Origin of the sequence: Pseudomonas shirazensis, assembly GCF_050496565.1 — a bacterium.
In the GTDB taxonomy this organism is placed as follows: Bacteria; Pseudomonadota; Gammaproteobacteria; order Pseudomonadales; family Pseudomonadaceae; genus Aquipseudomonas; species Aquipseudomonas shirazensis_A.
On sequence record NZ_JBNWAE010000005.1, the window covers coordinates 239,905 to 265,907 of the forward strand.

The 26,003-nt window shown below is 60.1% G+C and carries 24 protein-coding genes and 1 tRNA gene; 9 read left to right on the forward strand and 16 right to left on the reverse strand.

The window, feature by feature from the left end; all coding sequences use genetic code 11:
* Nucleotides 1-350 precede the first annotated feature (350 nt).
* The 4 genes from ACQZ2L_RS10070 (at nucleotide 351) to ACQZ2L_RS10085 (ending at nucleotide 3,645) form a co-directional block, all read left to right on the forward strand.
* On the forward strand, nucleotides 351-1,241 hold the full coding sequence (locus tag ACQZ2L_RS10070) for a DUF6708 domain-containing protein (protein ID WP_430325917.1): 891 nt from the start codon (nucleotides 351-353) through the stop codon (nucleotides 1,239-1,241).
* On the forward strand, nucleotides 1,238-1,492 hold the full coding sequence (locus tag ACQZ2L_RS10075; protein ID WP_430325918.1) for a PAAR domain-containing protein: 255 nt from the start codon (nucleotides 1,238-1,240) through the stop codon (nucleotides 1,490-1,492). Before ACQZ2L_RS10070 ends, ACQZ2L_RS10075 begins: the two co-directional genes overlap by 4 nt.
* Nucleotides 1,493-1,619: 127 nt before the next feature.
* Nucleotides 1,620-2,543 carry a hypothetical protein gene (locus ACQZ2L_RS10080; RefSeq protein ID WP_430325919.1) on the forward strand — a complete coding sequence of 308 codons (924 nt, stop codon included), beginning with the start codon at nucleotides 1,620-1,622 and terminating at the stop codon, nucleotides 2,541-2,543.
* Between the two features lie 184 nt (nucleotides 2,544-2,727).
* Nucleotides 2,728-3,645: a LysR family transcriptional regulator gene (locus ACQZ2L_RS10085; RefSeq protein ID WP_314874034.1), complete on the forward strand. Its 918-nt coding sequence runs from the start codon at nucleotides 2,728-2,730 to the stop codon at nucleotides 3,643-3,645.
* A gap of 49 nt (nucleotides 3,646-3,694) precedes the next feature.
* Here the strand turns inward: ACQZ2L_RS10085 and madM are convergent, their stop codons facing one another.
* Genes madM through mdcA form a run of 9 tightly spaced genes read right to left on the reverse strand, consistent with a single transcriptional unit; the run spans nucleotide 3,695 to nucleotide 10,910 of the window.
* The gene (gene madM, locus ACQZ2L_RS10090; RefSeq protein WP_101318465.1) at nucleotides 3,695-4,456 is read right to left on the reverse strand and encodes a malonate transporter subunit MadM; all 762 of its coding nucleotides are present in this window, start codon (nucleotides 4,454-4,456) and stop codon (nucleotides 3,695-3,697) included.
* Between the two features lies 1 nt (nucleotide 4,457).
* A complete protein-coding gene (madL, locus tag ACQZ2L_RS10095) occupies nucleotides 4,458-4,874 on the reverse strand; it encodes a malonate transporter subunit MadL (RefSeq protein ID WP_430325920.1) in 417 nt (138 codons plus the stop codon).
* A 59-nt stretch (nucleotides 4,875-4,933) separates the two neighbouring features.
* Complete coding sequence (mdcH, locus tag ACQZ2L_RS10100) at nucleotides 4,934-5,860, reverse strand: malonate decarboxylase subunit epsilon (protein ID WP_430325921.1); 927 nt, start codon at nucleotides 5,858-5,860, stop codon at nucleotides 4,934-4,936.
* Nucleotides 5,857-6,462 carry a malonate decarboxylase holo-ACP synthase gene (locus ACQZ2L_RS10105; RefSeq protein ID WP_430325922.1) on the reverse strand — a complete coding sequence of 202 codons (606 nt, stop codon included), beginning with the start codon at nucleotides 6,460-6,462 and terminating at the stop codon, nucleotides 5,857-5,859. Before ACQZ2L_RS10105 ends, mdcH begins: the two co-directional genes overlap by 4 nt.
* A 4-nt stretch (nucleotides 6,463-6,466) precedes the next feature.
* Complete coding sequence (gene mdcE, locus ACQZ2L_RS10110) at nucleotides 6,467-7,249, reverse strand: biotin-independent malonate decarboxylase subunit gamma (protein WP_430325923.1); 783 nt, start codon at nucleotides 7,247-7,249, stop codon at nucleotides 6,467-6,469.
* Nucleotides 7,246-8,100 (reverse strand): biotin-independent malonate decarboxylase subunit beta, encoded by an 855-nt coding sequence (locus ACQZ2L_RS10115; RefSeq protein WP_430325924.1) that lies wholly within the window; start codon nucleotides 8,098-8,100, stop codon nucleotides 7,246-7,248. Before ACQZ2L_RS10115 ends, mdcE begins: the two co-directional genes overlap by 4 nt.
* On the reverse strand, nucleotides 8,093-8,392 hold the full coding sequence (locus ACQZ2L_RS10120; protein ID WP_430325925.1) for a malonate decarboxylase subunit delta: 300 nt from the start codon (nucleotides 8,390-8,392) through the stop codon (nucleotides 8,093-8,095). The genes ACQZ2L_RS10115 and ACQZ2L_RS10120 overlap by 8 nt, the downstream gene beginning before the upstream one ends.
* Nucleotides 8,393-8,394: 2 nt before the next feature.
* Entirely contained in the window at nucleotides 8,395-9,249 is an 855-nt protein-coding gene (locus ACQZ2L_RS10125; RefSeq protein ID WP_430325926.1) for a triphosphoribosyl-dephospho-CoA synthase, read from the reverse strand.
* A complete protein-coding gene (mdcA, locus tag ACQZ2L_RS10130) occupies nucleotides 9,249-10,910 on the reverse strand; it encodes a malonate decarboxylase subunit alpha (protein ID WP_430325927.1) in 1,662 nt (553 codons plus the stop codon). The genes ACQZ2L_RS10125 and mdcA overlap by 1 nt, the downstream gene beginning before the upstream one ends.
* Before the next feature lie 326 nt (nucleotides 10,911-11,236).
* Here mdcA and ACQZ2L_RS10135 point away from each other — a divergent pair, with 326 nt between their 5' ends.
* Together ACQZ2L_RS10135 and ACQZ2L_RS10140 are read left to right on the forward strand one after the other, a co-directional pair.
* On the forward strand, nucleotides 11,237-12,061 hold the full coding sequence (locus ACQZ2L_RS10135; RefSeq protein ID WP_430325976.1) for an MBL fold metallo-hydrolase: 825 nt from the start codon (nucleotides 11,237-11,239) through the stop codon (nucleotides 12,059-12,061).
* Nucleotides 12,062-12,205: 144 nt separating this feature from the next.
* A complete protein-coding gene (locus ACQZ2L_RS10140) occupies nucleotides 12,206-16,540 on the forward strand; it encodes an NEL-type E3 ubiquitin ligase domain-containing protein (RefSeq protein ID WP_430325928.1) in 4,335 nt (1,444 codons plus the stop codon).
* Nucleotides 16,541-16,584: 44 nt separating this feature from the next.
* On the opposite strand, the gene ACQZ2L_RS10145 is transcribed toward ACQZ2L_RS10140, so the two are convergent.
* Together ACQZ2L_RS10145 and ACQZ2L_RS10150 are read right to left on the reverse strand one after the other, a co-directional pair.
* A complete protein-coding gene (locus ACQZ2L_RS10145; RefSeq protein ID WP_430325977.1) occupies nucleotides 16,585-17,328 on the reverse strand; it encodes a ribonuclease T2 family protein in 744 nt (247 codons plus the stop codon).
* Nucleotides 17,329-17,421: 93 nt separating this feature from the next.
* Nucleotides 17,422-18,516, reverse strand: a complete 1,095-nt coding sequence (locus ACQZ2L_RS10150; RefSeq protein ID WP_430325929.1) for a hypothetical protein — start codon at nucleotides 18,514-18,516, stop codon at nucleotides 17,422-17,424.
* Nucleotides 18,517-18,812: 296 nt separating this feature from the next.
* Here ACQZ2L_RS10150 and ACQZ2L_RS10155 point away from each other — a divergent pair, with 296 nt between their 5' ends.
* From ACQZ2L_RS10155 to ACQZ2L_RS10165, 3 genes are all read left to right on the forward strand, one after another.
* Nucleotides 18,813-20,561, forward strand: coding sequence for a S8/S53 family peptidase (locus tag ACQZ2L_RS10155; RefSeq protein WP_430325930.1), 1,749 nt, complete (start codon nucleotides 18,813-18,815; stop codon nucleotides 20,559-20,561).
* A 233-nt stretch (nucleotides 20,562-20,794) separates the two neighbouring features.
* Nucleotides 20,795-21,523, forward strand: coding sequence for a glycosyltransferase (locus ACQZ2L_RS10160; RefSeq protein WP_430325931.1), 729 nt, complete (start codon nucleotides 20,795-20,797; stop codon nucleotides 21,521-21,523).
* A 304-nt stretch (nucleotides 21,524-21,827) separates the two neighbouring features.
* Nucleotides 21,828-22,136: a hypothetical protein gene (locus tag ACQZ2L_RS10165; protein WP_430325932.1), complete on the forward strand. Its 309-nt coding sequence runs from the start codon at nucleotides 21,828-21,830 to the stop codon at nucleotides 22,134-22,136.
* A gap of 169 nt (nucleotides 22,137-22,305) precedes the next feature.
* Here the strand turns inward: ACQZ2L_RS10165 and ACQZ2L_RS10170 are convergent, their stop codons facing one another.
* The 5 genes from ACQZ2L_RS10170 to uvrC form a co-directional block, all read right to left on the reverse strand.
* Nucleotides 22,306-22,737 carry a PaaI family thioesterase gene (locus ACQZ2L_RS10170; RefSeq protein WP_430325933.1) on the reverse strand — a complete coding sequence of 144 codons (432 nt, stop codon included), beginning with the start codon at nucleotides 22,735-22,737 and terminating at the stop codon, nucleotides 22,306-22,308.
* Between the two features lie 16 nt (nucleotides 22,738-22,753).
* The gene (locus ACQZ2L_RS10175) at nucleotides 22,754-23,191 is read right to left on the reverse strand and encodes a hypothetical protein (RefSeq protein WP_430325934.1); all 438 of its coding nucleotides are present in this window, start codon (nucleotides 23,189-23,191) and stop codon (nucleotides 22,754-22,756) included.
* A 252-nt stretch (nucleotides 23,192-23,443) separates the two neighbouring features.
* A tRNA-Gly gene (locus ACQZ2L_RS10180) sits at nucleotides 23,444-23,519 on the reverse strand.
* 63 nt (nucleotides 23,520-23,582) lie between these two features.
* Nucleotides 23,583-24,143 (reverse strand): CDP-diacylglycerol--glycerol-3-phosphate 3-phosphatidyltransferase, encoded by a 561-nt coding sequence (gene pgsA / locus ACQZ2L_RS10185; protein WP_314874064.1) that lies wholly within the window; start codon nucleotides 24,141-24,143, stop codon nucleotides 23,583-23,585.
* A 33-nt stretch (nucleotides 24,144-24,176) separates the two neighbouring features.
* Nucleotides 24,177-26,000, reverse strand: a complete 1,824-nt coding sequence (gene uvrC, locus ACQZ2L_RS10190; protein ID WP_430325935.1) for an excinuclease ABC subunit UvrC — start codon at nucleotides 25,998-26,000, stop codon at nucleotides 24,177-24,179.
* Nucleotides 26,001-26,003 lie beyond the last annotated feature (3 nt).

The following is a 26,003-nucleotide window of genomic DNA, read 5'->3' on the forward strand; positions in this document are numbered from 1 at the left end:
CACCACTCACAAGGTGGAGTTCAGCGCTCAGCCGGAAATACTCAGGTAGGAACTTGCAGACAAGCGGGCGCGGGCTCCACTTAACCGGACAGCGACCTCCTACAACAAATTGAACGATATCATCCCAATGTGAGCTTAATATTATCGATCAGCAGGCTTGCTCATAGCTCGAGCAATTGGACGACGGGGATTAATGACTCCAGCAACAGATCAATGCTGATCCCAAGTATTAGATGCAGGCCTCCTGCACATTACATAAGCCAGCTAGCCCACCATCTCGCCTCTACTCGACGCTGGGTTGGAGGAAATGGATAGAGTCTTCAACCGCGGTCGTGCTAGAGAACCAAGAAATGCAAACAAACTGGATTTTTAACAGCCAAACCTCTTCCATGCATCCACCGAAGCTGGCCAATCAAGCAATCAGCGTAAACAGAGACATGCTTGTTCTACGAAACCCTTGGATGACAGACTCAGTATTTATGGCGAAACTGTATCTCACCCTCACACTGGGCCTTGCAGCATTAATTTACCCAGACACCCTAAATGACGAATACAGAACGCTTCTTACAAATCCATTTTCCATCGCGAGATATGCATTATCCCCGCTTATCCTAACGCCGTTCCTGGCATATCGCATATATTACATACGAAACCTGTCGGCCATTTATCTAAATCGAAACACAAAGAAAATATATTACAAGCGCATCAACACACTAATCATCTACGACTGGAACAATATCGGCGCAGGAATATTCAAACGCACCGAGTTTGGTGGTGCATCATTCACAACCAGTTATGCACTGGCATTCGCCGAGCGTCGAGAAGACGGTAGTTTCAATCAAAAAGATGCTCTTTGGATCGACAGCAATGAACCCACTGAACCAGACGAGAAATATGTGGCTCAAGCGTGGGAGTACTTGCGTCACTTCATGAGCCATGGACCGGAAAAACTACCTCCGTTTGGCGAACCCAACTGGCTATATAGACCTCTGCCTGAGATTTGCCTGACCCCGGCTCAAGCGTGGCAGCATTATGCTCCATGGCGTACCGGTGAGCCAGGTGAGATGCAAGGGAAGAAAACATGGTTGCTTCCTATATGGGCCGTGCTATTCCCCTACAACCTTTCACTCGCCATATGCTGGTACGTGATGTGTCGAGTTTTCAATATCCGCACAGCACCACCTCCCGCAGAGGCGTTTGAACAAGCACCTGTCAAAGCAGCTAAGAGAGCGCGCAAATGAAACCTATCGTACTTGTCGGCCATCGACATAACTGTCCTATCCACGGCGAAGGCACTGTCACAACAGGGTCAGATGCTACTTTGGTCGATGGCCGCCCGGTAGCACGTGTCGGGGACAAGGTAAGCTGCGGCGCGGTAATCGAAACCGGCGCTGACTGCACGATAATTGATGGCCAACCGGCCGCCCGAGAGGGAGATACGACTAGCCATGGCGGAACTCTTGTTGAGGGTGATCCAGGTTGGCTGATCTAATTAATGTGAAACTCTTATGGTAATTTTCAGTGACAAATCCCGAACTACGTCACGGCACCGATGACACACACCTTAAAGATCAAGTAAAAACTGGTGAGCACGCCAATAAAAATAGAGGAAACTCAAAATGGCGACCTTCTGGCTGTTCAATCCACACACCAGCTCTGGGCATGCGCCAAAAATACGCAGCCAGCTTTCCGGAATAGATGATAAATTGCTGACTTTGCGTAACCCTTGGGTCGCTGACTCGGTCTTCATGGCCAAGCTATACACGGCAATGATAGTCGCAACGGCTATCTTTGTTTACCCATGGACTTTCGATCCCGACAATTCTTTCGAGGGAGCGCACGTACTTTTGGCGATGCATATAATTACCCCATTTATCTTTGCGCCTTTTCTAGCTTATCGAATTCTGTACATCAAGAAGCTTTCCAACTTCTACCTGAATCGCTCGACAAAAATGATCTACTACCAGCGCTTTAGTAAACTCTTTACTTTCAATTGGCGCGAAGTGCACGGCGGACTATTCAGGCGCGTCGAGTTCGGAGGATCTGGATCCAGTACTTGCTATGCCCTGGCATTTGCTCCTGCCCGCGCCGACGGCAGCCTCCACCAAAAAGACTGCCTATGGATCGACAGTAACGAACCGACCGAGCCGGACATCAAGCACGTCGCCGAAGCCTGGGAATACCTCCGCCACTTCATGGACCACGGCCCAGACAAACTCCCCCCATGCGACGAATCCAACTGGCTCTACCGCCCACTGCACGACATCTGCCTTACCCCTCTCCAAGCCTGGCATCACTACGCCCCCTGGCGCACTGGCGAGCCTGGCGAAATGCAGGGCAAGAAAAACTGGATGCTGCCCTTCTGGGCGGTGCTGTTCCCATACAACCTGTCACTCGCCATCTGCTGGTACGTTGTCTGCCGCCTATTCAACGTCAAGGCTGCAGCGCCGCCTGCTGAAGCCTTTGAAGAGGCACCCGCACACGAACCGTCGCAGAAGGAAAAACTATACGGTCGTCGCCGCACACGACTCCCCAAGGAGTAGATTCCCCACGGCCTCTGTACGCAAAACCACACCGCAATAGCTGCCAAGGCCATTCATAACCCACCACTGTTCACCCACCCTCAATACAAATTGCCGCCCAAGCCCCAACCCCCTATCCTGATCCCGCCCTACCCCTCTTTCGCCAGCAACAACTGATACCCGCCCCACCGCTTCCGAGGCCCACATGCAGATCGACGAAGAGCTCACCCTGAAGAAGCTCGAAATATTCCTCGCCTTCATGCACAGCGGTAACCTGGCCCGTGCAGCCAGCGCGCTGGACACCAGCAGTGTCAGCGTGCACCGGGCCATCCATTCCTTGGAAAACGCCCTGCGCTGCCCGCTGTTCAAGCACGAGGGCCGCACGTTGACGCCGCTGGAGAGCGCCTACGTGCTTGAGGAAAAGGCCCGCAAGCTGATCCAGGACACCACCGAGATGGTCCGCGCAACGCGCGAGGCGGCGGGCTTTTCGTCTGAGCGGTTCAAGCTCGGCGCGCTGTATTCACTGACGGTGAAGACCGTGCCGTTGCTGGTGATGGGCCTGAAGCTGCGCCGCAGTGAGCTGAACATCGACCTGACCCTAGGCTCGAACGTGGACTTGATGTACCGGCTGAAAAACTTCGAGCTGGACGCGATTCTGGTCTCGCTGGATGAGAGCACCTGCGATGCGGCATGCGAGCAATTGCCGCTGTTCTCGGACGATATCTTCCTGGCGGTGCCGAACGATTCGCCGTTTGCTCAAGAGCAGGAAGTCGATCTGGCTGACTTGGCCAACTCGACCTTCATCACTCTGACCCAGGGCTTTGCCACCCACCGCGATGGCGAGCGGGTCTTCGAGCAGGCGGGGTTCAAGCCGAATGTGGCGATGCAGGTGAATGACATTTTCACGCTGCTGAGCATGGTCAGCTCGGGCGTGGGTTATGCGCTGCTGCCGGGGCGGATTTCGGCGGTGTACGAGAACCGGATCCGGCTGATCCCGCTGCAGGCGCGCTACCGTCATCAGCAGCATATCGGCGCGGTGTTCCTGAAGACTCGCGAGCGCGACCCGAACCTGCTCGCCTTGGTTGCCGAATGTCGGATGTACAGCCGCCAACGCGAGGGCTGAAACGCAAACGCCCCGGCGTTCAGGGCCGGGGCGTTTGTCAAAGGTACTTTCAGCCGACCAGGCCGCGTACGCAGAAGTAGAGGATCGATGGCCCCATCAAACAGCCGAGGCCGGTGTGGAAGGTGGCGGTCAATGCGCCGTATGGCACCAGCCTGCGGTCGGTAGCCGCGAGGCCTGCGGTAACGCCGCTGACGGTGCCGGCGAGGCCGCCGAAGACCATTGCCGAGCGTGGGTTGTCCAGCGCGAGCCAGCGCGCCGAGACGGGGGTGAAGACCATCACCAGGATGGCCTTGATCAGGCCGGTGGCGATTGACAGCGCCATCACTTCCGAGCTGGCGCCCAATGCTGCACCGGTGACCGGGCCGACGATGTAGGTGACGGCGCCAGCGCCGATGGTGGTAATGCTCACCGCGTCGCGGTAACCGAAACTCCACGCGACCGCCGCGCCGACCACGAACGGCAGCACGGTGCCCAGCAGCAGTGCGATTGCGCCGATCATGCCGGCCTTGCGTGCCTCGGTGGCCTGCACTTCAAAGGCGGTGGCGACGATGGCGAAGTCGCGCAGCATGGCGCCGCCCATCAAGCCGATGCCGGAGAACAGGGTCAGGTCAGCCAGGCCTTTTTGCCCGCCGGTTAGGGTGCCGCCGACCCAGGCCAGCACCAGGCCGATGACGATGGCAATCGCCGAGCCGTGCACGCGCCCAAAGGTCAGGCGCTTGGAGAGGATCACCGAGATCCACATCACCGCGCCGACTACGGCGAAGGCAGTGATCAGGCTGTTGTGTTCGAGTGCTTTGAGGATGACTTCCATATCAGCGACCTCCGGCCGGTGCGACTGCGATGGAGGTTTCAACGACCTCCTTTTCCAGCGGTTCTCCGCGGTGGGTGCGGCTGATCAGGGCGATGGTGGCGCCACACAGCAGTACCGAGCCGATCGCTGCCAGCAGTGCGACGGGGCCGCCATGCAAGGCGGTGACGACGTTTTGCTGCGCGGCCATGGCCACCACGATAGGGATGTACATCGCGCCCCAGAAGCCCACACCCAGCTCGCACTCTTTGCTCATGCCGCCGTTACGCTGCATGTACAGGCGGGCGAAGATCAGCAGGATCATGGCAATGCCGACTCCACCGACGTTGGATTTCACCCCGAGCAGAACGCCAAGGAAGTCGCCGAGGATGACACCGGCAAGCGTGCAGATGGCCAGCAAGGCCACACCGTAAATGATCATTGTTGTTTTCCTCACGTTGAATCGAAGTTGTTTGTTGTTGTTCTTCGAAATGCGGGCAGTCAGTCGCTGGCGTTCACCTCCCGCCGCAACAGGGCATCCAGAGTGTCGGCGCGGGCGCCTTGGCAGGCGATCACCGTACCGGGGTTGAATACACGCCGCGCCAGGCCGCTGAGGACGGTGCCGGGGGGCAGTTCGATCAGCAGGCGCACGCCGCGCTCATAGGCATTGCACAGCGTGCCGTACCAGTCGACGGTGCGGCACATGTTCAGCGCCAGGTCGCGGCGCAGGGCTTCAGGGTCATGCAGTTGGCGGGCGTTGGTACTGCTCAGGTAACCCAGTTGCGGGCGCTTGAGCGGCACGTCGGCGAAGGCTGCTGCCAATTTGGCGGCAGGCGCATCGAGCAACGCGCAGTGGGACGGCACGCTCATCGCCAGCCGCTTGCACGCGCCGGCCCCCAGCGCCAGGGCCTGGCTGGCAAGCGCGGCCATGGCCGAATCGCTGCCGGCGATCACGAACTGGTTGTCGGCATTGATGTTGGCCAGGTACAGCGGCTGCGCCGAGGCTTGAATGAGGCGTTCGACAGTGCCTTGATCAAGGCCGATGATCGCGGTCATGCCGTAGCCTTCGGGGTAAGCCTGTTGCATCAATTCGCCGCGCAACGCCACCAGCCGCAGGGCATCGGCGAAGGTCAAAGCACCGGCGATGACTGCCGCTGGGTAAGCGCCGATCGAAAGGCCGGCAACGTAATCCGGCGCTGGGCTGCGCTCCAGCAACCAGCGCGCATGGGCGACACCGGCCACCAGCAGGCACAGTTGCACCGCACGAGTGGACGCTAGCGACTGCGCCGTGTCGAGCTGCAACAGCGGCTGCTGCAGCACGTCGCTGGCCTCCTCCACGCAGGCCCGCACTACGGCAGCATCCGGCAATTGCTGAAGCATGCCGGGCCGTTGCGCGCCCTGCCCGGGGAAGGCAAACAAGCTGCTCATGCCGACAGCTCCAAGGCTGACCACGGGTCGCTGACCAGGCATGCACCATGGCGGCTTTTGAGCAGCACTCGCTTTGAAGCACCGGCCCATTCGGCCAACGCAACAGCGCCGTAGGGTGTTTCCAGCTGCAGGTCGATACGGCACGGTGCAGCGCACAACGCCTGATACAACGCTTTCGCATCGACACGAGTCAAGACTGCGGGCGTGCGCAAAACCAGGTCCAGATCGCTGCCTTGGTGCAGCACAGCGATCCCCGTCGCCAACTGATAGCCCACCCCTCCGGTCGGCCCCCAAGACAGGCCGAGGCTGTCCATGAATGGCGTAACAGCGTGCAGTGCCTGTAGCGCACCCAGCTCCGCCCTGCCCTCGCCACGCAGCTGTTCAGGGCTGCAACGGCGCTGGATCGCGGCGACGGGCATTTCAGCTGCCAGACGCTCGCCGCGCTGTCCGCCGCGCACGCCGACCGCCACGCGCCCCGCACCGCCAACGGCACGACGCACCACCACCGGCTGACCGGCCAGCAGCACCTGCCGCGCCCACGCGGGGGCGTCTGCAGGCAACTGGTCCGGAGCCATGCCCCACAGCAGGTCGTGTGCGTTCATGGTTTCACCATTGCTCGCGCAGCAGTTGCCGAACCCGGGCAGACATCGCCCGGTTGGGCGCGCCCAGTCGCCCGCGCAGATCAGTACTGCTGCCGATGTCGTCCACGGCGCTTTCCAGCACTGCGCGGACCTTGCCGATATCGGCGGCAGTCGGCTGCTCGACCGCGTCCACCTTGACCCGCTCCCAGAGCAAGCCGAGCGAGGCATAGCTGGCAATGTCGTAGGCCATGGGCGGCACTTTTGCGGCCAGAACCTCAAGCTCCTCGACACTGCGCAGGGTAATCCGCGCAGCCGCCGCCTTGCCCATGGCATGCACCATCACCCCTTGATCATCCAGCGCGATCAAGCGCTGCGCTTGATAGCCGTGGGCGAGAAACGCCCCGGACATGGCCTTGCCCACCAGCAGCCCGATCAGCGCATGGCCGGCCAGGCGCGCCCGGGCATAGGCATCTACTGCACCGGCCAGCGCCTGATGAATGCCGAGCGCCTCTTCGCGGCGACCGTAGGCCTGGCTAGGCACATCGACCACGGCGACCAGCACCCGCGGCGTGCCGCCCTGATCAGCCTGAATCGCCTCATCGACAGCCTTGGCCAAGCCCCAGCCTTCGAGCAGGCCGACCTCGCCATCGCGCGCCCGTGGGAACGGGTTTTGCGCGTCAGGCACAACCGCGATGAAGCGTGCGGGAAGGTTGCCCAGTTCGCCGTCGATGACTTTAACCGAGGCGGGATAGCCCGGTAGCTCGCTGCCCTGGGCCAGCGCCCGAATCCACTCAAGACCACGGCTCATTGCAGTTCTCCTTGGTACAGCGCCCGCGTCAGGGCGGCGTCAACTTGCGCACAGTCAGTGCCCAGCGTGGCCAACAGCGCGAGGAAGTCAGCGTGGCGACGGCTGCGTGGCAGTGCTGGTTCGCCTGCGGCGAGTTGCGCTACCAGCGCCTCACGTACCTGGGCCAGATCATCCGCCACATAGGCGTCGGCCAGGCCGCAGGCGTGGCGTTGCTCGCCACCGGTCAGGCTCCAGATGAACGGCCGGTCGCGCGAGTCGTACTCTTCAATGCCGGCTTCCTGTTCGATCACCTGCGGCCCATTCAGGCCCAGGCGTGCTTCGCGGGTGACGATCAACCGGCTGCACAGCCCGGCAGCAATCGACATGCCGCCAAAGCACCCGACCGACCCGGCAATCAGGCCGACCACGGGCTGGTACTGGCGCAGTTCGACAATCGCGGCCTGGATCTCGGCGATCGCGGCTAGGCCAAGGTTGGCTTCCTGCAGGCGCACGCCGCCGGTTTCCAGCAGCAGCACCGCGGCGGTGGGTATGCCGTTGCGATTGTCCTCGACCGCCAGCTCCAGCGCCCCGGCGATCTTGGCGCCGCCGACTTCGCCCATGCTGCCGCCCTGGAATACGCCTTCGATGGCGGCCACCAGCAAGGGCTGGCCATCGAGGCTGCCCTTGGCGATGACCACGCCGTCGTCAGCCTGGGGCACGATGCCTTGCTGCGGCAGCCAGGGCGACATCATCCGGTCAAACGGCCCGAGCAATTCGCGAAAGCTGCCGGCATCGAGCAAGGCGCGGGCGCGCTCGCGGGCGCTGAGTTCGACAAAGCTGCAGGCCTGCAGCAAACGGTCGATGTCAGTCATGGTTGATCTCCTCGAAGCCTTGTTCCAGCCTCAGCCGCACCACGCCGGGTGTGGCGCCGAAGTCGTGGATGTCGATGTTCATGGCGGGCAGGCTGTGCTCGGCGAACAGGCGCTGAAACAGCTGCTCCCAGCGCGGCGCGCTGCCGTTTACCGAGGTCACTACATTGATGTTCAGTACACCGCTGGTGCCAGGTTCGAGCAGCACTTCAAGGTCGCCGGAGCCGACACAGCCGACCAGGGCTCGGTTGCTTGCCGGCGCGCCGGCCGGGAATTTGAAAGACAAGGTTTCCATGCTCAAAGGCTCCCGAAGTTATCAAGCAGCAGGCAGGCTGCCAGCAGGTCAGCCGCGCCGCCCGGTGAGGCGTTCAGCGCCAGCAGGCGGGTGTCCAGTTGGCGCAGCGCGCGGCGCCCGGCCAGGCTTGCGCTGCCTCCGGCGCCGAGTACCTCGCGGGCCCCCTCGTGCATGGCCTGCAGGCCGTCGAGGCCAGCGCGCCAGAGCACGCAGGTGTCGTGCAGCTGGCTCATGATCGCCAGCAGCGCATCCAGCCGTGCGTTCTGCTCACCACTGCCGGCAGCGCGGCTTTTGGCCAACTGCGGCAAGCCGTGGGCGAGCACCGTCGGGAAGCCCAACTGCGCCTCTTCGCGGGCGCCACGCACGCCGAAGCGGCGCTGTACTTGCAGGCCATGACTGTCGTGCTGACGCGGCGCATAGCGGTCGTCGATCAGGGCGATGCGCCCTGCCCGTGCGGCAATCGAGGCGGCATCGCTGTTGCTTGGATCAAGGGCACGGGCAGCGACCAGCAAGCCCAGTGCCCAGATGGCGCCACGGTGAGTATTGATACCGGCAGTAGTGACGCGCATGGCTATTTCGCCTTCCCGGCCTATGCGGCCGAGGGCTTCGCGCAGTGGCTGGCCGACCTCGCCATGGAGCGTCGCTGCGTCGGCCATTTCCTTGAAGCATGGCCACAGCGACAGCGCCGAAGCGTGCATCAGGCCAAGGTGCAAATCACTGTGGGCGCCGCTGCCACGGCGGTCGACCAGGGCCGGTTTGGGCGACAGATCGGCTTCGTCGAGCAGCGCTTCAACCGCCAGGTCAGCCAGCTGGTGCGACAACGGCAACGGCACGTGGATCTGAATGGATGCAGTCATCACCAGCTCCTGAAGCGTGCGGGCGGGTTGTACAGTCCGCCGGACCAGTCGACCAGCTCGGCGATGCTCTTGGCGGCGAGCAATGCACGGGAGGCCTGATTGCGATGGATGCCGAGGTCTTCGGGCAAGGCGATCAGCCCTTCCCGGCGCATGCGTGCGGTGTCTTTCGGGTCATGGCGCAGGCCGATGCTGGTCACGCCAGCAACCGCCGCGATCATTGCCTGGCGCTCTTCGAGCGTGCGTGCCTTGTACAGGTAGGCAATGCCTTCTTCGGTGAGCAGGTGGGTGACGTCGTCGCCGTAGATCATCACCGGCGCCAGCGGCATGCCCGCCTTCCTGGCGACCTCGACCGCATCGAGGGTATCGACGAAGGTGGGCTTGCCGCCCTCCTGGAAGGTCTCGACCATCTGCACCACCAGCTTGCGACCGCGTTCGAGCAGGGTCACCGGGGTGGTCATGTCGAGCCAGGCCGGCGTGGCATGGCGGCGCCCGCGGGGGTCGTGGCCCATGTTCGGCGCGCCGCCAAAGCCGGCCAGGCGGCCACGGGTGACGGTCGAAGAATGGCCGTCGCCGTCGACCTGCAGGGTAGCGCCGATAAACAGGTCGACCGCGTACTGCCCGGCCAGTTGGCACATCATCCGGTTGGAGCGCATCGAGCCATCGCGGCCGGTGAAGAACACGTCCGGGCGCTGGGAGATGTAGTCCTCCATGCCCAGTTCGGTACCAAAACAATGCACGCTCTGCACCCAGCCGGTTTCGATCGCGGGGATCAATGTCGGGTGCGGGTTCAGCGTCCAGTTGCGGCAGATCTTGCCCTTAAGTCCCAGTGATTCGCCGTAGGTCGGCAGGATCAGCTCGATGGCCGCGGTGTTGAAACCGATGCCATGGTTGAGCGACTGCACGTTGTGTTTTTCGTAGATGCCGCGGATCGCCATCATCGCCATCAGCACGTGCACCGGCTTGATGTGGCGCGGGTCGCGGGTGAACAGCGGTTCGATATAGAACGGCTTGTCCGCGACCACCACGAAGTCGACCCAGGACGCCGGGATATCCACCCGCGGCAGGTCGCGCACATCGTCAACCAACTGATTGACCTGGACGATGACGATGCCATCGCTGAACGCCGTAGGCTCGACCAGCGCCGGGGTGTCTTCGGTGCTGGCGCCGGTATAGATATTGCCCTCGCGGTCGGCCATGAAGCCGGCTACCAGAGCGACGTTTGGGATCAGGTCGACCAGCAGGCGCGAGTACAACTCGATGTAGGTGTGAATGGCGCCGACTTCGAGCAGGCCGTCTTCCAGCAACTGGCCGATGCGCAGGCTCTGCGGCCCGGCGAAGGAGAAGTCGAGCTTGCGGGCGATGCCGCGCTCGAACAGATCAAGGTGCTCGGCGCGGCTGACGCTGGGCATGATCATGTGCAGGTCATGCAGGCGGCCTGGGTCGGCCTTGGCCAGCGAGCGTGAGAGAAAATCTGCCTGCTTCTGGTTGTTGCCTTCGAGTACCACACGGTCGCCGGGGGCGATCAAGCGTTCCAAGGCTTCGACGATCCGCTCGCTGGGCAACACCACGCCATCGGCAAGGTCTCGCACCTGCTCGAGCCGACGCTGCTTTTCGCTGCGCCGCCGCGACCATTGCGGTGGGGGGGAGGTTCTTGTTGTCATTATGCAACTCCACGGGTGCGCTTTCGTGGGGTTCATTTAAGGCTGGCGGGTTGAGGCAATCAATCAACGGCGCGGGCTGATCGTTACTCTCAGGTTAATGAACAGTTAATCTGCAGAGCGCTAATGGTGACGGTCTGGTTGTCGTTACAACGAGAATGTTCCCAGCGCGATCGACGTCAAAGGCGTTGCCCCCTTCGCTTCAACCTTCTGCCAAATGAGGCCCGATGAAATCACCACGGTTTGTCCTTTCAGCCCTGACTGTCGCCTTCGCCACGCTGGTGGCTGGCAACGCCTACGCTGCAAGCCAGGTCAACGAACCACCCGTCATGACCAGGCCTGCGCATCAGGCAGTGACGGTGGACGTATTCAACCCGGGCGAAGCGGCAATCTTCGCAGTGACATCGGTGCTGGTTGAGGGCAAGCAGGACGCGATTCTGATCGACGCCCAGTTCTCGGCGCAGGAAGCAGCCAAGCTGGCAGCCCGGATCAAAGCCTCCGGCAAGCGACTGACGACCATCTACATCAGCCATGGCGACCCCGACTACTACTTCGGGCTGGACACCCTGGTGCGCGCATTCCCGGCTGCAACGGTCGTCGCCACCCCGCAGACCATCGCCCATATCAACGCTAGCAAGGACGCAAAACTGAAAATCTGGAGCCCCGAGCTTGGCGTCAATGCGCCGCGCCAGATCGTCGTGCCGCAGCCCCTGAGTGGCGACACCCTGACGCTGGAAGGTCAGGCGCTGAAGATCATCGGCCTCGACGGCCCGACGCCGGATCGCACCTTCGTCTGGATCCCGTCGATCAAGACTGTGGCCGGGGGCATTCCGGTGCAGTGGGGCGAGCATGTATGGATGGCTGATACACAGAGCGCCACCTCGCACGAGCACTGGCTGGCGACCCTCGAGCAGATCAAGGCGCTGGCACCGGCCACGGTCATACCGGGGCATTTCAACGAGCCCTACCCTCAGGGTTTGCAAGCTGTGCAATTCACCGCTGACTACATACGCGCGTTTGACCAGGAAACGGCCAAAGCGAAGGACTCCAGCGCCTTGATCGCTGCGATGAAGACGCGCTACCCGAGACTGGCCGGGGACAGCTCGCTCGAGTTGAGCGCCAAGGTGGCAAAAGGCGAGATGAAGTGGGAGTGATCCCGCCAGCCCAAAGCCGCTGACCTCTCAGCCTGCGGCTTTGGGCACCAAGGGATACAGGTCTCTGCGCGCTCATCAATATAAGTACCGCCGCAACCGGTGACGAAGCGGGTTGAATCATCATTTTGCGCTCAATGGTGAATCATGACAGCCACTGCCTCCCCGGATACTTGCGTTGACACCTTCATAGCCAATCACTTACCAGACTGGCTGGGCACGGCATCCTCCGAACAACTCACTGTGCTGCATCAGGCACTGATCGCTCAGCAGCGCGCGCGCGAACAGGTGCAGCTTCTTTTCGCCCAGATCAAACCGCTGGACGGCTTCGTCAGCTCCTCGCTGGACGCAGCCCTGCAAAAGCTGGTACAGCCCTCGGTGAATGTGCACACGGCCAAGCTCAGCCGGGTTGTTTACGTGCGTTACCCATCAGGCGTCAGCACAGTCCCCGATTACGTTGTCCCCTCCACAACTGAGCAAAGCCTGCTGGACTGCGCCCTGCACAACTTCGAGCGTCGGGAGACCTCCGAGTCGGCCTGGTTGGCAAAGTCCAGGCTGCTCAATGCAGACGGCACGTTGATAAATCTGCGACCACGTGCATTCGCCGGCCTGTGCCGTTCTCTGGATGTGGGTGCGCTTTATCAGCAACATCTCAAGCAGGTGCTGTTTGCAGACGACAGCCATCGGCGCAGCGTCAACGCAACGCTTGAGGCAGGATGGCGTACGAGCCTGCTGGCGGCCGCGCAGTTGGCGCGCCTTAAAGGCGAGGTCGAGGGGGCGCTGCTGGATGGCATGCTGGACGCGGTATCGGCGCCAGCCAAAACCGCCGCAGGTATGTTCAGCGAACTTCGGCTGCTGGGGCGGGTGATCACCGGCGTGACGGTGTTCCAGCCGAGCTCGGATACAGATGCTTCTAAGCCCCAGAGCCTGATTGTGTGGATACCTGACGATCCGCATGGGGCCCTGAACGTCTATGGGTCCTGGCTGCAAGTGTTCAACACACTGGGCACCCGTTTACGCGATCCAGCCTACCGATCGTTTTTCCAGCGGTTCATCAAAGAGCATGACCGGATGCACTTCGGCCAGCAATTGAAGCGTTTGCTGGACGAAGGCAGTGCTCAGCAGCCGATGGAGCTGGACGGCCGCCAGCAGCTTATCAACGGTTCACTGATCGAACACCTGCGCCAGGTGCAGATCGACAAGGTACTGCTGGACGCTCAAGCCTTGGCAGTCCCCAACAGCGCCGTCGATAGTCAGGAACGCGACCGGCGCATGCATTTTTTCAAAGGGCTTGGCGTGGACATGCTTGGGCTGGCCGCTTTCTTCGTACCAGAGCTTGGCTTGCCATTGCTTGCGCTGGCTGCCCAGCAGATCACAGATGACGTATTCGAGGGTTACCACGAGTGGGAGCTGGGTGATCGTGAAGCGGCGCTAGGTCACGTGATGTCTGTGGCACAAAACGTCGCGATGATCGGGCTTGGTGCGGTCGCTGGGGCCGCATCAGGCCAGATACTGACTCGAGAAGCTGCCGTTGACGAACTGGCACCGGTACTCACATCCACCGGCGAGCAGCGCCTGGCACGGGCTGACCTGCCGGGCTACTCGTCGGCAGACTCCAGCTTGATGTCAGGCCAGCGCGGTGTCCTGGATGGCAAGCCACACGTGGCGATCGCGGAACAGGTTTACCGCTTGGGTCAGAGTGAAGAGCGGCCAACCGTGGTGCACACCCAGCGTGGCGAAGCGGCAGCAATAGCCCTGGAAGAAAACGGGGCCGGTGGCGTGCACCACGCCTTGGAGCGGCCGCATGACTGGCACGATGCTGGACTGCTGATGCGAAGGCTCGGTTCGAACCTTGGTTTGGCTTCGGATGACCTGGCCAGCTCGGTGCTGCGCAGCGTAGGTATGGATACCGCCTGCCTGCGCCGCCTTCATCTGGAAAACGCCCCCGCCCCTGCCCGGCTCTGTGACGCACTGCAACGCTACGTATTACATGAGTCCTCGCCCCGCCTGCGCGGTCAGGCATTCGAAGCTTACTGGCAGGAGTCGCAGCCGGTTCCGAGCCGGGCAGCAGAGCCCTTGCACCGGGTCTTTCCTGGCCTGACGATCCGCTCAGGCAGGGCCTTGATCGCCGCCGCCAACGACAGTGATCTCAGCGAACTCCTGGAGCAACAGCGGGTACCGCTGGCGCTGGCTGAAAAGGCTCGCTGGGAGCTGCGCGACGCGCGTCTGGACCGTGCTTGCGCAGGCTTCGAGCTGGCAGCTGCTGTGACGACTGACACCGAGCAGTTGGCCCTGCGCTTGCTGCACGGCGCATGGCCCTGGCAATCGACGGTGCGGGTGGAGGTGCGCGACACCCAACTCAACGGTGATGTCGCGGCCAGCGTCGGCGCTGAGCAGCCAACGGAAACTCGCTGTCTGATCCGTACCGTACGAGGCTATCTTGCCACCGACAACGCAGGTGTCGCCAAGCCCGGTGCCATGGCCAGCGACGGTCTGTTCAAAGCCCTGTTACATCTATTGGACACGCAGCAACGTGTGGCGCTGGGCGATGCTGCAGTATCGCCGGCCAAGCTGGCCAATACCCTTGCCGATCAAGCCTTAGCAGACCGAACCGCGGCGGCACAGCTGCTGGGCATGGCGCAGATCGGCACGGCTCGCCCACCCATGCGTTTGGGTGATGGACGCATCGGCTATGTGCTCAGCGGTCGCCCGCAAGGCTCACGGCGAGCGATGCTGCACGGCTATCAGCAAATCTTCCCGACCTTGACCGACATGGAGATAGAGGTCTATCTGGAGGGCATTCGCTCGCAGGGTGAGCAACCGTGGGATCACTTGCACAGCTTACAGCAGCGCCTTGTCGAACTGGGCGAAAGCCTGGCCGCGTGGCGTCGCGAGGCCACTGTGGCACCGTTGCCTGAGCGCCGCCGCCTGATCGCCCGACGTATTCGCCAGTGCTGGCGGCGCAAACGGCCTGACACGGACGGCGAATACCGTCTGGTGATAGATAGCGAGCGTATCGATAGCCTACCGGCGTTGCCGGCGCACGTGACGTTTGACCATGTCACTCATCTAGTCCTGCGCCGCGCGCATTTATCGGACATCACCGAGGGTTTTCTGCAACGGTTCGCCAATGTGCGCACACTGGACCTCAGTGACAACCTGCTAGCCAGCATCCCGGACGGCCTGCAAGCACTGACTCAGCTCACCGAACTGCGCCTGACGCGCAATCAGATCGTGATTGACGATGCAGGCCTGGCCAGGCTCAGTGCATTGTCCAGGCTGCGGGTGCTGGAGCTGTCGCATAATCCGATCGGGCAACTGCCGCCACTGGGCAGCCTGCTCAACCTGCAGCGCCTGCATTTGCGCGCTACCGGCCTGAGCGAGTTGCCTGTGGAGGCATATATGCACCCTGTGCTTGAAGACATCGACCTGCGCGACAATCAAATCCAGAGCATGAGCCCGACCTTGGCCCAATCGCAACGCAGACTGGTCGGCTTGAGCCTGCATGACAACCCCATCCCGGAGCCAACCCAGGCCACCCTGCGCAGCACATTGGGCGAGGCAGGTGCAGGCGCGTTGCCTACTCGACGTCATGGGCCCGGCGGGCAGGAGTCGCTCGAGCGATGGCTCGCCGACTTCAGTGTCGAGGAACGTGCCATCTTCTCTGAGCAATGGCTGGCGCTGACGCAACAGCCGGGTTGCGATGATCTCATGCGCTTTCTCAACGACCTCGGCCGGTCCAGAGATTATGACTTGCAGGGCATCGACTTACGCAGGCGCATCTGGTCGCTCGTCGAGGTGTGCGTCGAGAATACGCAAGTGCGCGAGGCGATCTTCCAGCAAGCTGCAGGCCCGCGGACCTGTGCTGATCAGATGCTGCTGATGCTTAGTTTGTTCGAGGTGCGTGCCTTGGTCGCCACCCGCACCGCCGAGCTGGTCAGCGCCGACGTGAGCCCGGCGCTGGTGCAGCTCGGCCGCGAGCTGTACCGGCTGGACGAGGTGGATCGCATTGCCGCACAGCACATTGGCGAGCTGAGGACTAGCAACCCCTACGGTCTGATCGATGAAGTGGAAATACACCTGGCGTACCGCGCGGGTCTGGTTCGTCCCTTGGGACTGCCGGCTCAGGCGCGCTATATGTACCACCGGATGTTCTCCGATGTGAATGATGCTCACCTGCACGAATCCGCCCGCACCATTCTGCTGGCAGAAACTGATGCCCGTATCGCGGATTCGATGTCACAGCGGACCTTCTGGACCGACTTCTTGCGTGCTACCTACGCGGAAAAATACGAGACGCTGAACCAGCCCTACCATGATCGCCTCGAAGCGCTGCTGCAGCCCGAAGAAGGCGCTAGCGAGCAGCAAGTCATCGACGCTATCGGCAGGCTGGCTGATGAACGCAGCGCCGCCGAGCGCGAACTGACGCTGACCCTGACCCGGGGATTGCTTACCGAACACCCCTGGGCAGGCGCCTTGTAGAGTGACGAGGTAGTCAAAGGCGAGGTGCGGTTGGGCTGATTCAGTCAGGCGGCCGGTGGAGCAACGTCGCCTTTTGCCTCAGGCATGCCGCGGGGGATCCAGGTCCTCCGCTCCTCGCACTGGACGCCGATTTGTAGACGTTTTTCCTTAAGGTATGGCTGCCCCTGCGCATCGATCAAATAAAAGACTTCATGCAGATACTGCTCGCCTTTCACATCTCTGTAGCAGCGAAACGCGGTATTGGCCGGGAAGACTGCACGGATCTCGGCGAACTCAGTGTCCACTCCGATCATGTCATCAAATGCATCTTGATCGTCAATGACTACGGCTTTCCTCAAGTCGACAAAGCTCTGGAAGTACGCTTCAACGGTTCTGCCTGAGCACGTGCCGTGCTTCCTCCACTCATGGGCAAACATGGGCTCCGGATCACGGGTTACCCAGGCCCGTAAATCTTCATTGGCGAGCACTTTACGCATGTCGTCTGCAGCCACGTCACAAACCGCTGCGCCCTTGCATGCAGGTGACCGGGTGCAGAGCTGTGGATGGCGATTGGTATGTGTAGCGGTGCTATTGCTGTAGGGCCAGACACCATGCGTCAGAAAGCGTTGAGGGGCCGGCCTGCAACCCAGGGTAAGTGGCCACATGATGCAAAAGGTGGGTTGCCAGGTAACGGCGTAAACCAGGAAGCTCGCAGGCGGTCCATCGGCGTAGGCTTCTTCGTTGGCATCCAGGGGCTTGGCGTTGCCTGCAGCAGTCATCAACAGCAGAATAAAAAAAGTTGTCAGCATTCGCACGGGATTCAGTCCTTGAAAAAAACTCCAGGCAGCGGTGGCTGTTCGTCCACACAGGCACTGGGGCGTCACATTGACGGCCGCGGCTTCTCACGGCGTGCTGAAGCTCACGACGTCGTAGACGAACTCATGCGCTTCGCGCTGGCGATGGGTGTCCGGGTCTTTTACGCGAATCCGATCATCATCATGCACGATCAATACGTGAGACCCGTCGAGTACCTCTACCCCTTCCGGCTTGTGATTGAAGGCCAGTACTGAATCATCCTTCAACCTCACGGGCTGCGGGTCGCCAATCGTTTTACCGTCATAGCTCAACACCCAGAGATATCCCCCGAGCGCTTGGTCGCTCTCGAAACTCGTGGTGGCATAAAACCGGTCTTTATTGTAACGATCGAACTCTATTCCCGAGAGTCCCAGTTCGGAGTGAGCGGAGTAGGAGGAGCCCAGCCGCTTCATCAGCTCGTCCGGCGAGAGCCTCCAGACAACTTCGAACTCATCGCCGAGTACAGCGTGTTGCCCGTCAATCTTGAACGGGATCGACAGCAGCAAGAATGAAAAATCTGCGCTCTTGTTGCTTTCACCATACTTGCGGACACCGACCAGAAGCCGATCGTCAGGGGCTGTGGTCAGCGCCTCAATCTGATAGTAAGGCGACTGTACAGCTCTACCGATCCGCTCCCGCAGGCCGCGCGAACTGGTGACCTGTCCCCGCGCTGAGGGGGTGATGACCTTCGCATCCTGAGGCGAGCCTACCGGCCAGTAAAGCAGCGTGTTGAGTACATCGGCAGCAGGATTGTCCGCCGTTCCTTCCTTGTTGAACGCCGTAATTGCAACGACATACTGCCCATCCAACGTCGTGGTCAGGCCTTCATATTTGTCTGCTTGATTCAGGACCTTGCTGCTCAGGTAAGTAGGCTTCCCCGTCACCTTGTTCGAACTGTCGATCTGCATCGTAAAAATTGCAGGATCGCCACTGCTGGGCATCTGTTTGTCGTTTGCAAAGACCAGATGGTCAGCGACCCGCGCTACGCCGGAGACCTCGCAGTTCACGCCCTTGCCCTGCTCATGGCAGGGTGCGATGTGCCTCTGCACAGCGTGGACTGAAGCATCGATTGGCGCTGCGGACAGGCTGGGGAAATGCATCACCATCCCAGCCAGCGTGGCAAGCATGATTGGTTTGTTCATTGTTCCATCCGTGGTTGAGCCATTCCCTGAGAGGGTCAACCTACGATAAAGAACAACCACGCGAAACTGGCATTTTTGATAGTTGCCAAGGGAGAGAAAACCAGAAGAGACAGAGAAACGCAGTCTCTAAACCGCCGCAGAGATTGCTGAATTTCCTGCCTTCGCTACCTGGTATTTCTGCCAGTAGGCATGTGCCGCCCTGGGATATAGGGTCATGCCCAGATAGAGGGCTTGCCGTATGCGTTAGAAGAACCCGCAGACGGCTTGTCCTCGTCCAGGACATGGAAGTGGCGGACATGAGCAAATCTGATTTCTACCTGTTGACCTTGATAACGGTACTTTGTACGTGCACCGCCAACGCATTCGGCAAGATACGGATCGATGATCTCAAACCCACCGGCCATGACGGTGTCAGCGGCGCGCAGCAATGGTGCGCGCACATGCAGGGTGCAACCGCGGGGCCAATAGTGTTTATGAATGGAATTGCTCTGCCCGCGCATCGGGTCAAACCGTTTGGCAACGCCCTGTGCTTCGAATTGGCAGCGGATGCTGTCAGTGGCCCGCTTTGGTTACGGGATGAAGGACATACCAGCAATGCAGTGTGGCTAAGTACGCGCCAGACTTGGGTGCTCGCTGCCAATCAAGGCCGACGTGTGGAGATTGCAGATTATGTGGTTACGGATCTGGAACTTGTCAGTCTGGTTTTAAGTGAAAAGGCTGATGGTCTGACGCAGGCCAAGCGAGTTGCCCAGCAGCATGATCTGGAGATCGTAGGGGCGATACCGCCTCTGAATGTCTATCAAGTACGACTTCCCGTTACGTCGCTGGTGGCGCGCACGGATTTATTGAGCCAGTTGCGCCGCGACCCTGCCGTGATGGGTGTCGTGGTAGAGGATGACAATCTGGAGATGCCCCAGAACCCGGAGCGAATGACTGAGCCGCCGGATGACGAGGGATGGGAAGCCAACAGGCTTGAGCAGGCAGTCACTGCCTACGCGCAGATTGCGCGTGGCTCGTGCCAGCGCTTCAAGCCGGCCAACGTCGTGATCGGCGTCATTGAAAAAGGGGTCAATTTTGAATCGGTGGATTTTCGAGGATTGGCGCAACCCTGCCCAGGCATCGGGACATGCCTCTTTGCTCGACACAGCAATGCAGCCAATGCGCATGGCTCGATTGTTACAGGAATTCTGGCCGCACGGCTTTATCAGCAGGGCAATCTGGGTTTTCTGAGCCGACTGGGCGCCAATGGCGGTCGCTTCGATATCATTTTGGATCGTGGCGCATCATCAGGTGTTACGGCCCGCATCGCAGCGTCGGTCAACCTTGTCGAAGATGGCGCACGCGTACTGAATTGGAGCTGGGGTGTGCACCTGGCCGGAACATTCAATCTCAGGGGTGAGCCTGTCGAGACTAACGTTCGTTCGAGTGAGGCTATGGAAGGTTACGCACTGTTGTTGGAGCGTTTCTTCGATTGGCTGGCGCGTCATCATCCTACTGTGGTGGTGGTCAACTCCGCGGGGAACAGCGGCTCTACCACGGATTTTCATATGCCGGCATCGCTTTTGTCAGACCAGCTTGTGGTGGTCGGCGCACATCAGCGCACGCGCCGGTCCGCAAATGTTGCTGAACCACATTTTGCAGAGCCTAGACAGAGCTCGAACATCGGCCCTCGCGTCGATATCAGCGCAGCTGCATGCCCCAGGCCTCCGCTATCGACGCTGCCCAAGAGCGGACGAGGTGGGGGCTGTGGCACCTCATACGCTGCAGCGCTGGTCACGGGAGTCGTCGCCGCAATAATTTCCATCAACCCCGAGCTTACCCCTTACCAGATAAAGCAACTCTTGCGCCGCAGTGCATTGCCAATGGCTGCTCGGCCTGATCAGGCAGTACGCATTGGATACACGCTACCGATCACTGTAGTTGGGGGGGCAGATGAGGGCGGCGATGCCACTAAAGAGTTCGCTCGATTGGATATGTATCAGGCGGTGATGCTTGCGCTGAAGAGCAACGCAGCAATTGATGCCTGCTGCGATGACCCTGAGTGACAGCGAGATCGGCAAGTTTGCCAGGGACCTTGATACACCTTATCAGAGTGACTCGCTGCTGGCTCACGCTGGCTTGCGAAGTGCAGTTCTCTCAGCCCTGTGGGAGCATGGAAAGCCGAAATGAGTACATCTACCCTGCGACGACAGGACGCCGACCTAATACTTTTATCAGTTGCCCGTCCGGCCCTGCCGGAACAGATTAAATTCTCAGCCCTAACCGGCATAACTCGACCATGATCAAGATCTCGGTAATCACTGCCTCGTACAACAGAGCAGATTTGTTGGCAGACTGTATAGCGAGTGTGCAGCGCAGCAAATTAACCCCGCTATCAAACGTAGCCGTCGAGCATATAATTTATGATGACGGCTCGACTGACGGCACCCAATTACTGATGAATTCAATGAGTCACGACAATCTCGTTTTTCTGACAGACCCGAAAAACAGGGGACAATCTTGTGCCCGTAACAGAGCCATAGAAAAAGCCCAAGGCGATTATCTTTTCATCCTGGACAGTGACGACATCTTATTGGAAAGAGCGCTGTATCAGTTCAGCCGTTTAGCACTGCACCAGCCCACCTGTGCGTGGTTCACGTCGGATTTCTTGAGGGTAGACAGTACACTTCGTTATTTGCACGGACATGACTACTATGGCTGGCAATTCGACTCATGTTCAGCCATGTTGAATTCGATATTCAACGGTGAACATTTCCTGCAAGGCAACACGTTCTTCAAGCGTGAGATTTTTACTCAAGCTGGCGGCTACGATGATAGCCTGCACATGGCCGAGGACTTGGATTTGTACATTCGCTTTGCCCGTGCAGGCCACCTACCTCATCATGGAAACTTTATTTCCCACCTGCACAGAGTTCATGACAGAAGCATTAGCAAGCACGTGACTCGCGAAAAACATCTGCTTGATGCGAGCGCACTAGCGCACAAATACAGCACCTCATCTGTGTAGCGCGTATACATCTAGGTAACAACACAGCAGCTCTCGCAGGCAAATCAGGCTGCACAGATACTTTCCGCGTTGATAATACGCTGCGACAGGCACCCGCCATCGCTGTACTTGCACCGTCTGGAATCTGCAGCTGATGACGAACGGCAAAGCTGCCATGTGCAGCGCTTGCGTGTCTTGGCGAGGTAAGTATCCAGCGCTCCTTCGCACAGCCTCGCATTGCTGTAAACCTAGCAGTTCTACCAGTAGAGCAAAAGGGCGGAGCATTGCATCCTGACGCCTCCAATTACCTGAAGGAGTAGGTCACATGCGTTTTTATACAATGGTAGGTATTGCAAGCGTTCTGGCTGTTGGCAACGCATTTGCGGCGCAATGCCCAGCCCACTCTGACATAACCCAGACAGCTGAAACTCAGGGGAAGGTCGAAGGAATCGCTTATAGCGTCAAGAATAAGGACGGCGACTGGCACGGTTTCACACCCTACGCGAAGAAAACCGACGCTGCCCTGTTCAAACTGAATGGGAGAAAACCGAAGACCGAGACCGAGACCTCAACCACGACCATTTGCCAATACGAGAGCGCGGAAGAGGGCTTCAATCTCGTGTTGAAGCACTAACAGAACACAGAGAGCGCTGAACCTGGCCACGCATGGGCTTCAGACATCTTGTGTTCGCGCATAACATGAGTAAGCGGAGCATGTATGCCAACCCAAAGGATGCCCTTGCGTGAACTGCCCTGAGGTCGAAGGGAAGCACCTGTCGCAACGCCAACCATCTTGCCACACGTCAATCTCGCTGCTTGAGGCTGATCACCTTGTAGCAGGCCGACGCCGTCACTAACGTCTCGTCTCTGCCGTTCCTGAGCTCACCCTTGGCGTAGCAGTAATCGCCGCGACGTCTGTACATCCTGGCGATGCCCGTGATCTGCCCTGGCGAGGCTGCGCGTACAAAGGTGGTCGCCATCTTCACTGTCAGTGCCACTTCGTGCGTGTCCAGGGTTGCGTAGATTGCCGGGCCGAGGCAGTCATCGAGCATCGCTGTCAGCATCCCGCCCTGGATCTTGCCCAGTGGATTGGTCAATGATTCCGATGCGTCGAACTGCACTCGCATTTCGCCCGTTGCTTGTTCATGGCTGACGAAGTTCCAGCCAAGCAGCCGTGCGGCATTTGGCAGTGGCACCAATCCGGCGATCATTTGCCAAAAGAGATTGTCTTTCATGTACATCGCTCCTTTTTCACTCACCCGTCCGGGCGAGTAGCCCGAACAGAAAGCCCAGCCAACACAGCATCATGGCCACCCAGCTGAACATGATTGGTGGTGACCCGTTGCTATGGCGCTTCACGTGGCTGGCCACAGCGATAGTCGGCGTGATCGCGAGCAAGCAGTACGCTTGCAACAGCACCAGCAACTGCAGCGGAATGCGCTGCACAAACACTTGGTACAGCAGTATCAACCCCGCGCAGGCAATGGCCAGCCACGCCCAGCCGACCAGGCGCACCAGGGCAAGCAGCAACAATTGCAAAGGCGCGTCAAGGGTGCGCCAAGGGCGGTTGATCACCGCAGCGTGGTAGGGCATGAATTGCGAGCGGGTCGCGTAGATGAGGGCAAAGGCGGCGATGATGAGCAGTGCGGCGCCGTAGCTTGCCAGATGAATCAATATGAGCCAGTCCATAGCAGAGCCTCCTGAAACCTGAGGCAATGGTGGACCGCGTCAGGCCAACGGGCTACTGGCAAAAATAGCTGGTGGCAGTGTAGTGGCGCTTAACCCAGGCACGGACTGCCACTACTAGGCGCCCATGGCGTCGATGAACAGTGCAAGGCCAGCGTGGATGGGGAGATCCAGGCAGACTGAAACGAAAAAAGACGCCGAAGCGTCTTTTTTCAATGATTTACAGAATTCAGCAGAACACTGTAGATCTATATTTGGAGCGGGAAACGAGACTCGAACTCGCGACCCCGACCTTGGCAAGGTCGTGCTCTACCAACTGAGCTATTCCCGCTTGGTGATGGCGCTATTCTAGCGATCTGCCAAACGCAGTCAAGCCCTTGATTCAAAAAAACTTTTATTTCTGCTCGGAACCTTCGCGCAGGTGCGGCCAGGCGGCGATCAGGTAGTGCATCATCGAGATCAGGGTCAGTGCGGCAGCCACCAGCAGCAGACCATAGCCCAGCACTACCCAGAAACCGAACACCGGCGGGTTGGCCAGCAGGATCACCAACGCGACCATCTGCGCGGCAGTTTTCCATTTGCCCAGGTCAGACACGGCAACGTGCGCCCTCGCCCCCAGCTCGGCCATCCACTCGCGCAGCGCCGAAACGACGATCTCGCGGCCGATGATCACCGCGGCCGGCAGGGTCAGCCAGAAGTTGGCGTGCACTTGCACCAGCAAAACCAACGCTACCGCGACCATCAGCTTGTCGGCCACAGGGTCGAGGAAGGCACCGAACGGGGTGCTCTGCTGCAGCCGGCGGGCCAGGTAACCGTCGAGCCAGTCGGTGGCTGCGGCGATGGCGAACACCGTACTGGCCGCCGTGTAGCTCCAGTGATAAGGCACGTAGAACAACAGGATGAAGATCGGGATGAGCAGAACGCGTAGAACAGTGAGCAGATTTGGAATATTCATCGGTACGACTGGCTGCGAGTTGAACTGGGCATTCTACTCGCTATGCAGGCTGGCATAAATCGACTCGGCAAGCTTTTTACTGATTCCAGGCGCTTTGGCGATCTCGTCGATACTGGCGCGGTTGAGCTCTTGCAGCCCGCCGAAATGTTTCAGCAGCTCGCGGCGGCGCTTTGGACCAACCCCTGCTACGTCTTCCAGGCTGGAGGTGCGCCGGGCCTTGCCGCGCCGGGCACGGTGGCCGGTGATGGCAAAACGGTGAGCTTCGTCGCGGATCTGCTGGATCAAGTGCAGCGCAGCTGAGTCGCCCTTGAGGGTGAACTCATGGGCGACGTCGTTGAGGTACAGGGTCTCGAAGCCGGCCTTGCGCGTGACACCCTTGGCTACGCCAAGCAGGGTCAGGTCAGTGATACCCAGCTCCTGCATGACGTCGCGTGCCATGTTCAACTGGCCCTTGCCGCCATCTACCAGCAACACATCGGGCAGCTTGCCCTCGCCGGCCTGGATCCGGCCATAGCGGCGCATCAGCGCCTGGTGCATGGCGGCGTAGTCGTCGCCGCCGGTAATGCCTTCGATGTTGAAGCGGCGATAGTCGGACTTGATCGGGCCTTCCGGGCCGAACACCACGCAACTGGCCACCGTGGCCTCGCCGCTGGAATGGCTGATGTCATAGCACTCAAGGCGCTGCGGTACTTCATCGAGGCCGAGCACGCTGGCCAGGGCCTCGAAACGTGCGGCCATATGTTGCCGGTTGGCCAGCCTGGCGTTCAATGCCTGCTCGGCGTTGGTGACAGCCAGTTGTTGCCAACGGGCGCGGGTGCCGCGAACCCGATGGGTGATGGCCAGCTCACGCCCGCGCAGGGTCTGCACCGCTTCGCTGATAGCGGCAAAGTCTTCGTGAACGACGTTGACGATCAACTCGCCCGGCATCTCGCGCTCGGCATTGCCCAGGTAATACTGGGCGAGGAAAGCCGCCATGACTTCGCTGACGTCCTCCTCGATACCCACCTGCGGGAAGAAGTTCTTGCTGCCGAGTACCCGCCCGCCGCGCACGCTGATCAGGTGCACACAGGCGCCGCCCGGGTTGATGAAGGCCGCCACCACGTCGACCTCGCCGGAGCCGCCTTCCATATACTGCTGATCCTGCACACGGCGCAACAAGGCGATCTGATCGCGCAGCTGGGCGGCCTTCTCGAAATTCAAGGTCATCGCCGCCTGTTCCATCTCGGCATTGAGCTCATTGCCCAACTGCTGGCTGCGGCCCTCGAGGAACATCACCGAGTGACGCACGTCCTCGGCATATTCCTCTGGGCTGACCAAGTCCACGCAGGGGCCTTTGCAACGCTTGATCTGGTATTGCAGGCACGGCCGGGTGCGGTTGGCGTAGTAGCTGTCCTCGCACTGACGGACCATGAAACCCTTCTGCAGCAGGCTCAAACTTTCTCGGATGGCACCCGCACTCGGGTACGGGCCGAAATAACGGCCTTTGGCCTTTTTCGCTCCGCGATGAATACCCAGGCGTGGGAACTGCCCGTCGGACAGGAATACATACGGGTAGGACTTGTCGTCGCGCAACAGGATGTTGTACGGCGGTCGCCATTCCTTGATCAGGTTCTGCTCGAGCAGCAGTGCCTCGGTCTCGTTGGCGGTAATGGTGGTCTCGACCTGGGCGATACGGCCGACCAGGGCTGCGGTCTTGGGCGCCAGCCCTGTCTTGCGGAAATAGCTGGCCAGACGCTTCTTGAGGTTCTTGGCCTTGCCCACATAGAGCAGCCGCGCCTCGGCGTCGAACATACGGTACACACCCGGCCGACCACTGCAGGTCGCCAGGAATGCGCTGGCATCAAAAATTGGGGACATGAA

Bases quoted from the DNA above. Each gene is read 5' to 3' on its own strand.
- madL (WP_430325920.1), bottom strand. From the start codon at position 4,874: ATGATCATTTACGGTGTGGCCTTGCTGGCCATCTGCACGCTTGCCGGT.
- ACQZ2L_RS10140 (WP_430325928.1), top strand. From the start codon at position 12,206: ATGACAGCCACTGCCTCCCCGGATACTTGCGTTGACACCTTCATAGCC.
- ACQZ2L_RS10115 (WP_430325924.1), bottom strand. From the start codon at position 8,100: ATGACTGACATCGACCGTTTGCTGCAGGCCTGCAGCTTTGTCGAACTC.
- mdcA (WP_430325927.1), bottom strand. From the start codon at position 10,910: ATGACAACAAGAACCTCCCCCCCACCGCAATGGTCGCGGCGGCGCAGC.
- mdcE (WP_430325923.1), bottom strand. From the start codon at position 7,249: ATGAGCCGTGGTCTTGAGTGGATTCGGGCGCTGGCCCAGGGCAGCGAG.
- ACQZ2L_RS10175 (WP_430325934.1), bottom strand. From the start codon at position 23,191: ATGGACTGGCTCATATTGATTCATCTGGCAAGCTACGGCGCCGCACTG.
- ACQZ2L_RS10165 (WP_430325932.1), top strand. From the start codon at position 21,828: ATGCGTTTTTATACAATGGTAGGTATTGCAAGCGTTCTGGCTGTTGGC.
- mdcH (WP_430325921.1), bottom strand. From the start codon at position 5,860: ATGAGCAGCTTGTTTGCCTTCCCCGGGCAGGGCGCGCAACGGCCCGGC.
- pgsA (WP_314874064.1), bottom strand. From the start codon at position 24,143: ATGAATATTCCAAATCTGCTCACTGTTCTACGCGTTCTGCTCATCCCG.
- ACQZ2L_RS10105 (WP_430325922.1), bottom strand. From the start codon at position 6,462: ATGAACGCACACGACCTGCTGTGGGGCATGGCTCCGGACCAGTTGCCT.
- ACQZ2L_RS10150 (WP_430325929.1), bottom strand. From the start codon at position 18,516: ATGAACAAACCAATCATGCTTGCCACGCTGGCTGGGATGGTGATGCAT.
- ACQZ2L_RS10120 (WP_430325925.1), bottom strand. From the start codon at position 8,392: ATGGAAACCTTGTCTTTCAAATTCCCGGCCGGCGCGCCGGCAAGCAAC.
- madM (WP_101318465.1), bottom strand. From the start codon at position 4,456: ATGGAAGTCATCCTCAAAGCACTCGAACACAACAGCCTGATCACTGCC.
- ACQZ2L_RS10075 (WP_430325918.1), top strand. From the start codon at position 1,238: ATGAAACCTATCGTACTTGTCGGCCATCGACATAACTGTCCTATCCAC.
- ACQZ2L_RS10125 (WP_430325926.1), bottom strand. From the start codon at position 9,249: ATGACTGCATCCATTCAGATCCACGTGCCGTTGCCGTTGTCGCACCAG.
- ACQZ2L_RS10160 (WP_430325931.1), top strand. From the start codon at position 20,795: ATGATCAAGATCTCGGTAATCACTGCCTCGTACAACAGAGCAGATTTG.
- uvrC (WP_430325935.1), bottom strand. From the start codon at position 26,000: ATGTCCCCAATTTTTGATGCCAGCGCATTCCTGGCGACCTGCAGTGGT.
- ACQZ2L_RS10070 (WP_430325917.1), top strand. From the start codon at position 351: ATGCAAACAAACTGGATTTTTAACAGCCAAACCTCTTCCATGCATCCA.
- ACQZ2L_RS10155 (WP_430325930.1), top strand. From the start codon at position 18,813: ATGAGCAAATCTGATTTCTACCTGTTGACCTTGATAACGGTACTTTGT.
- ACQZ2L_RS10080 (WP_430325919.1), top strand. From the start codon at position 1,620: ATGGCGACCTTCTGGCTGTTCAATCCACACACCAGCTCTGGGCATGCG.
- ACQZ2L_RS10145 (WP_430325977.1), bottom strand. From the start codon at position 17,328: ATGCTGACAACTTTTTTTATTCTGCTGTTGATGACTGCTGCAGGCAAC.
- ACQZ2L_RS10170 (WP_430325933.1), bottom strand. From the start codon at position 22,737: ATGAAAGACAATCTCTTTTGGCAAATGATCGCCGGATTGGTGCCACTG.
- ACQZ2L_RS10085 (WP_314874034.1), top strand. From the start codon at position 2,728: ATGCAGATCGACGAAGAGCTCACCCTGAAGAAGCTCGAAATATTCCTC.
- ACQZ2L_RS10135 (WP_430325976.1), top strand. From the start codon at position 11,237: ATGACCAGGCCTGCGCATCAGGCAGTGACGGTGGACGTATTCAACCCG.